General features: G+C 65.9%; 4 protein-coding genes and 1 pseudogene. 3 read left to right on the top strand and 2 right to left on the bottom strand.

Going from position 1 to position 6922, the window contains the following annotated elements:
• Positions 1 to 299: 299 nt before the first annotated feature.
• Both LL972_RS13575 and LL972_RS13570 read right to left on the bottom strand, forming a co-directional pair.
• Positions 300 to 1337 (bottom strand): DUF1176 domain-containing protein, encoded by a 1038-nt coding sequence (locus tag LL972_RS13575; protein ID WP_228328038.1) that lies wholly within the window; start codon positions 1335 to 1337, stop codon positions 300 to 302.
• 100 nt (positions 1338 to 1437) lie between these two features.
• Entirely contained in the window at positions 1438 to 2652 is a 1215-nt protein-coding gene (locus tag LL972_RS13570) for an acyltransferase family protein (RefSeq protein ID WP_228328040.1), read from the bottom strand.
• Between the two features lie 164 nt (positions 2653 to 2816).
• Here LL972_RS13570 and LL972_RS13565 point away from each other — a divergent pair.
• The 3 genes and pseudogenes from LL972_RS13565 to lysS all read left to right on the top strand — a co-directional run bounded on the left by LL972_RS13565 (position 2817) and on the right by lysS (position 6814).
• Positions 2817 to 3726 (top strand): annotated as a pseudogene (locus tag LL972_RS13565) (LytTR family DNA-binding domain-containing protein).
• Between the two features lie 234 nt (positions 3727 to 3960).
• Positions 3961 to 5086, top strand: a protein-coding gene (gene prfB, locus LL972_RS13560; protein ID WP_104544732.1) for a peptide chain release factor 2 whose coding sequence is annotated in 2 segments (ribosomal slippage) — positions 3961 to 4035 and positions 4037 to 5086 — 1125 coding nt in all. Because the reading frame shifts where the segments join, the coding sequence is not laid out codon by codon here.
• 210 nt (positions 5087 to 5296) lie between these two features.
• Positions 5297 to 6814, top strand: a complete 1518-nt coding sequence (gene lysS / locus LL972_RS13555) for a lysine--tRNA ligase (RefSeq protein WP_228328037.1) — start codon at positions 5297 to 5299, stop codon at positions 6812 to 6814.
• Positions 6815 to 6922: the final 108 nt, after the last annotated feature.

The following is a 6922-nucleotide window of genomic DNA, read 5'->3' as shown; positions in this document are numbered from 1 at the left end:
GCCCGGCTTCCAGAACGGTCAGAACCCCCTCCAACAACACAGTTGCTACAGGGACGTACTTGCGGCGTGTCCCGCGATGGTGGGCGGGCAAGGGCCCTGCAGCCAGGCTGCAGCTCAGCCGCTCTGCACGTGCTCTGCACTGAGCTTCGCACCCCAGGCGGCATTTATGCGGGAGTACATGCTCTAAGAGCCGCATGCCTGACGGCCGCAAGGCAGTCTGGTTTGCAGCTCGAAGCATCCTGCAAGACCGTGCAAGCGCACATTGGCGCTCGCACTCGCTCGCACTATCCTCGCTTCGATCAGGGCGCCTTCCTGACCTCGGTCACCAAGGTCGGCAATTCCCACGCGCCGCCAGCGGCGACCAATCTGCACAGGCCGGAGGTGGATTTGGAGGTCGGCACGAAACGGCGGCCGTCCCAGGTCCAGCTGGCCTCGCTGTAGCAATCGCCCAGGCCGCGTCCCTTCTGCGATTCAAGGATGGTGGAACCGTCGATATCGCTGGCGTGCGTGGTCACCAACCTCGGCGCGAACGGCGCGCGTGCATTGATCACCCAGAAACCGGTGCCGACGTTGTAGGCGCCCATCCAGCAGTCGGTCGACACCAGCAGTTTGTCGCTGCTGAGCCGGGTGATCGACAGCGGCTCGGCCGTATCGTCGGCCTGCAGTCCCTTGCATTCCTCATCGGCCGGCAAGCTGGCACGCAGTGCTTGATAAAGCGCAGGCAGCGTGCCCAGGCGCGCATCGGCCGCTTGCGGTGCTGCGAGTTTGACCGCGCGCACCTGCGGTGCCGGCACGGCTGGCAGCACCGTGGCTTCGTCGCGATCGCCCTTGCGCACCAGTGCGCCGCGCGTGCCCAGCCGGCCCTGGAATTCGTCCATCTTCAGCAGTACCGCCGCCGCGCCGCGATCGGACAGCTGCCAGCGGCGACCATCGTTGCCCACCGCCACGATCTTGCTGCTGCGGGTCAGTGCGGCCAGCAGCGCGGTGACCTGCGCGCTGGTCAGCGGTGCGGTGCCGCTGTCGCGATTCAATGCCAGCTTGCCCAGGTCGCGCTGATCGATGCGCAATGCGAGCGATGCCGGCATCTTGACCTCGTCGTACTGGCCCAGCATCACCTCGGCGGTGACCGCTTGCCCGGCACCGGCCTTGCGCGTCAGCAACACCGACACCGGCGTGCTGTCGCCTTCATCCGGCTGATAGCCGGCAGCGCGGCAGGTGCGCGTGTTGTCGCAGGCGATGGTCCAGTCCTGGTGGTCGAAGGCGATACCGACCGGCGCATCGGCAAGGGCGGCGACAGGCGCGAGCAACAAGGTGGCGGCAAGCAGGGTAGGGCGCATGGTGTCTTCGAAAGAGCGTGTCCGGCGCGCATCTTGCGTTGCTGCCGACGGGCCGTCCAGTGCGTGGCAGGCGAAACAGCGCCACCCCTGCGCCTGGTGTTCATGAGGTCATCGGCATGACGTCAGCCTTCCTCGCCGAACGCGGTGTGCGCGCACGCAATCCGAACAAGGGACGCAACCAGCGCACCCGGCGGATCGCAAACTCATGCAACCCCAGGCAGCCGATCACGGTGGCGGCGATCACCAGCGTCGGCTCCAGCCAGGCATTGAGATGCAACGGCATCAGCCAGTACAGCGTCACGATGATCAGGCTCTGGTGCAGGATGTACCACGGGAACACCGCCTCCGTGCAGTACGGCAGCCAGCGGAACGGGCGGTTCAATCGGTGCCTGGCCCAGCCAAGAATCGTCAGCAGCGCCAGCCAGGTGTAGGCGGCGCGTGCGCTGTGCTCGATGGGCTCCCACGGCAGCGCGGCCAGCGTTGCACCCAGTTGCGCAGGCTGCCCATGGATACCGACATAACGAATGGCCAGTTCGGTGCCGATTGCCGTAAGCGCGGTGCCTAGCGTGAGCCAGCGCAGCTGCACGGCCCACTGCCAGAAGCGCTCGCTGCGCGCCAGCAGGTATCCCAGGACGAACAACGGGAAGGATTCGGCGTGCACGAACCAGTCGCCAAACAGCGCGTGAGTAGGCGGGTGGCGTGGCATCACCCACAGCACGCAAAACGCTTCCCACAGGATCGGCAACAGCAGCAGTGCCGGCACCGCCAGCGCAGCGGGCAGGCCCGGTAACGCAGTCAGCCGCAGCGGGCGTGTCAGCGACACCAGCGCCATCAATGCGACGGTGTAGGGCAGCAGATAGGCCAGATACCACAGATGGTTCCAGGTGATGCCATGCTGCCAGCCATCGAAACTGCCGGCCGGCCACGGCCGCACCTGCCAGTAGCGCAACAGGAAGTTGCCAAAGCCCGGGCTGACCTTGCCGTTGCCCACGCCCTGGCAATAGGCCTGCACCGCGACCACCACGAACATGCCGAACAACAGCGGTGGCAGCAATCGCCCGCAGCGCCGCAAGGCAAAGCGCCAGGGCGTGGCCTGCGGCCGCGACAGCCCGATCGCGATGCCGGAGATCATGAACAGCAAGGGCATCCGCCAGCGGTTGAGCACGATCATCGGCCATTGCAGCCACTGCGCGGTGTGCACGCTCTTGAGGTGGAACTCCCAGTCGGCCACGTAGGCCATGCCCACGTGGTACAGGATCAGCAGTGCGAAGGCGAAGACGCGCAAGGCGTCGATATCGTGGCGGCGCTCGGTCATGGTCGTGTCGGTAGGAGACATGCACGCATCCTCGGCAACGCCGGCCCCAGGCAGCTGCGCCAAGGGCGGCAATGCCGTCCCGGAGTGACCAGTTGCGGTCCTGCAGGGACGAACCGGGGGCGGCGAGCGGGCGGTTTGCATAGAATGCGCGGATGAATTCACCTGTGTCCGGGGCGATCGAACGCGAGACCGACAGCGATGCCAATGTGGGCAGGCGCTGGGTAGCGTTGATCTGGCTGCTGGTTTTCTATGGCAGCGCGCTGGGTAACACCGCCAGCACATGGCTTGCGGCACGGCGCGACGGTCAGCCGCTGCTGCTGTGGCAGGTGCTGACCTGGGAGTTGAGCAGCGCGACCGTCTCGCTGCTGCTCTTGCCGCCGCTGATCTGGCTCTGCACGCGTTGGCCATTGCATGCCGATGTCTGGCGGCGGCGCGTTACCTGTTTATATTGCGGCCGCGCTTGTCTGGTGGCTGCTGCACGTGAGCGGCATGGTGCTGCTGCGCAAGCTGGTCTATCTGGCGGTCGGTGCGCACTACGATTTCGGCGCCTTGCGGTTGCAGTGGATGTACGAACTCTCCAAGGATCTGCGCACCTTTGCCCTGCTGGTGGCGCTACGCCACACGCTGGCATGGTATGGCCGGCGTCGGCAGGGCGAGGCGCATCTGCTGACCGCGCCGGACGAAGGCCCGCCGGTCGAGCCACTGGACCGTCCGGAACGCTTTCTGGTGCGCAAGCTGGGGCGCGACTTCCTGGTCGCCACCGCCGACATCGAGTGGATCCAGGCGTCGGGCAACTACGTCAACCTGCATGTGCGCGGCCACGATTACCCGCTGCGCAGCACGATGGCCGCGATCGAGGCCAGGCTCGACCCGGCCGTGTTCGTGCGTGTTCATCGCAGCTATCTGGTGAAGCTGGCACGCGTGCAGGCGATCGAGCCGCTGGAATCCGGCGATGCCCGCGTGCACCTGGCCGACGCCACCGTGCTGCCGTGCAGTCGCCGTTACCTGGCTGCATTACGGGCGTTGGCGGGGCAGGCGCCCACACCGCAGCGTGTCGAGGCCGCACCGGGCTGACCGTTCCAGGCTGTCAGCCCGGCGACCGGGGCGAGCGCCAGCCTCGCAGTGGCAGATGAGCCCAGACGCTCGTCATCTGAACCGCCTGCTGGCTGCCTTGCTCCGGTCTGAGCTTGCAGTGCTCGCCATGACGTCCATGGCCGGCACGAACCTGCGGCCCGTCACGATCGCCACCGCGTTCCGCCGCCGCCGCCCGCTTGCTAAACTACCGGGCTTGTTTGCCGGAAATCCGTCATGATCGAAACCAATCCGATCCGCCAGCGCATCACCGATCTCAACGATCGCGTGCTCTCGCTCAGGGGGTATCTTTGACTACGACGTCAAGAAAGAGCGTCTAGAAGAAGTCAGCCGGGAGCTCGAGAGCCCCGATGTGTGGAACGACGCCGAGCGCGCGCAGGCCCTGGGGCGCGAGCGCTCGATGCTGGAAAAGACCGTGATCGGCATTGCCGATGTGCTGGCCGGCCTGGGCGATGCCGCCGATCTGCTGGAACTGGCCGAGAGCGAGCAGGACGAAGACACCGCGGTGGCGGTGATCGCCGATCTGGACAAGTACCAGACCCATGTCGAAAAGCTGGAATTCCAGCGCATGTTCTCCGGGCAGATGGACGGGGCCAATGCCTTCGTCGACATCCAGGCCGGCGCCGGCGGCACCGAGGCGCAGGACTGGGCCGAAATTCTGCTGCGCATGTACCTGCGCTGGGCCGAGTCGCGCGGCTGGAAGACCGAGCTGATGGAAGTGTCCGGCGGCGAAGTGGCGGGCATCAAGTCGGCCACGATCCGCATCGAGGGTGAGTACGCCTATGGCTGGTTGAAGACCGAGATCGGCGTGCACCGGCTGGTGCGCAAGTCGCCGTTCGATTCGGACAACCGCCGGCATACCAGCTTCACCTCGGTGTTCGTGTCGCCGGAAGTGGACGACAACATCGAGATCGACATCAATCCGGCCGATCTGCGTACCGACGTGTACCGCTCCTCCGGTGCCGGTGGCCAGCACGTCAACAAGACCGAATCGGCAGTGCGTATCACGCACATCCCGACCAATACCGTGGTCGCCTGCCAGACCGGCCGCAGCCAGCACCAGAACCGCGACAACGCGATGAAGATGCTGGCCGCCAAGTTGTACGAGCTGGAAGTGCAGAAGCGCAACGTCGAACGCGACGCGCTGGAAGCCACCAAGTCCGACATCGGCTGGGGCAGCCAGATCCGCAACTACGTGCTCGACCAGAGCCGCATCAAGGATCTGCGCACCGGCATCGAACGCAGCGATACGCAGAAAGTGCTGGACGGCGATCTGGACGAATTCGTCGAGGCCAGCCTCAAGGCCGGTCTGGCGGCAGGCTCCAAACGCCTGGATGCCTGATCGCGCGGCGAGGCCGCCGCGCCTGCCGCGCATCGTTGTCGCCGCGCCCGTTGCGACATCGGCAGCGCGGTTGCAGTGCGGCACATCGCCACGCAGTCCCATTGCGCCGTGCAGTTGTTACCGAGACACCGTAAAACGCAGGAACCGGCACGCCCGGTTCCGCATTCTCCACCGGGCACGTGCCCGACCTATCACAGACCGATTTCCGCCATGACCGAGCAGACCCCCGCGCCGCAGATCCCCGCCGACGAGAACAGCCTCATCGCCGAGCGTCGCGCGAAACTGGGCGCGTTGCGCGGCCAGGGCATCGCCTATCCCAACGATTTCGTGCGCGAACACTTTGCCGGCGACCTGCAGGCCGAATTCGCCGATGCCGACACCTGGACTCCCGAGGCGCTGGAAGCGACCGGGCGCACGGTCAGGATGGCCGGCCGCCTGATGGCCAAGCGGGTGATGGGCAAGGCCAGCTTTGCGCAGATCCAGGACGAGTCCGGGCGCGTGCAGCTGTTCTTGCAGGGCAATGTGCTGGGCGATGCCTATACCGCGTTCAAGGGCTGGGATGTCGGCGACATCGTCGCAGTGGAGGGCGGGCTGACCCGCACCAAGACCGGCGAGCTGTCGGTCAAGGCCAGCGCGCTGCGCCTGCTGACCAAGTCGCTGCGTCCGTTGCCGGACAAGTGGCACGGCCTGTCGGACGTGGAGCAGCGCTATCGCCAGCGCTACGTCGACCTGATCGTCACCCCGGAGGCGCGCGAGGTCTTCATCAAGCGCTCCAGGATCATCCGCGCGATCCGCGCCTGGCTGGATGCGCGCCGCTTCCTGGAAGTGGAAACGCCGATGATGCATTACATCCCCGGTGGCGCTACCGCCAAGCCGTTCACTACCCACCACAATGCGCTGGACCTGGACCTGTACCTGCGCGTGGCGCCGGAGCTGTATCTCAAGCGGCTGGTGGTCGGTGGCCTGGAGCGCGTCTACGAGATCAACCGAAACTTCCGCAACGAGGGCGTGTCGACCCGGCACAACCCCGAGTTCACCATGCTTGAGCTCTACGAGGCCTATGCCACGTACCACGGGATCATGGACCTGACCGAACAGGTGATCCGTGACACCGCGCAGTCGGTGCTGGGCACCACGCAGGTGAACTGGGATGGCGCCGCCATCGATCTGGCGCCGGCTTTCCGGCGCTGGCGCATGGATGAGGCCGTCCGTCACCACAATCCTCAGATCAGCGCGGCCGATTGCACCGATCGCGATGCGCTGCTGGCGCACTGCGAGCGACTGAAGATCAAGGTCAAGCCGTCCTACGGCTGGGGCAAGTTGCTGCTGGAAATCTTTGAGGCCACCGTGGAACACACCCTGGTGCAGCCGACCTTCATCACCGACCATCCGGTCGAGGTGTCGCCGCTGGCGCGCTCCAGCGACACCGAGCCGGGGTATACCGACCGCTTCGAGCTGTTCATCAACGGCAAGGAGCTGGCCAACGGCTTCTCCGAGCTCAATGACCCGGAAGACCAGGCCGCGCGGTTCCAGGCGCAGGTGCAGGCCAAGGACGGTGGCGACGACGAAGCGATGCATTACGACGCCGACTACATCCGTGCGTTGGAGTACGGCATGGCGCCGACCGGCGGCCTGGGTATCGGCATCGACCGCCTGGTGATGCTGCTGACCGGCAGCACCTCGATCCGCGATGTGCTGCTGTTCCCCTATATGCGTCCGGAAGCCTGATCTTTTTTGTGCCGTCGGCGTGCCGACGGCACAGATACTGCATATGCTAGAGCGGAGCTCCGAATGGCGTATCGTCGGGGGGGGGCGGCACAGCGGCCGACGTTATCG

Origin of the sequence: Xanthomonas campestris pv. asclepiadis, assembly GCF_020784175.1 — a bacterium.
In the GTDB taxonomy this organism is placed as follows: domain Bacteria; phylum Pseudomonadota; class Gammaproteobacteria; order Xanthomonadales; family Xanthomonadaceae; genus Xanthomonas; species Xanthomonas campestris_D.
The sequence above is the reverse complement of the archived record's forward strand: the minus strand, read 5'-3'. Positions and strand labels throughout refer to the sequence as shown.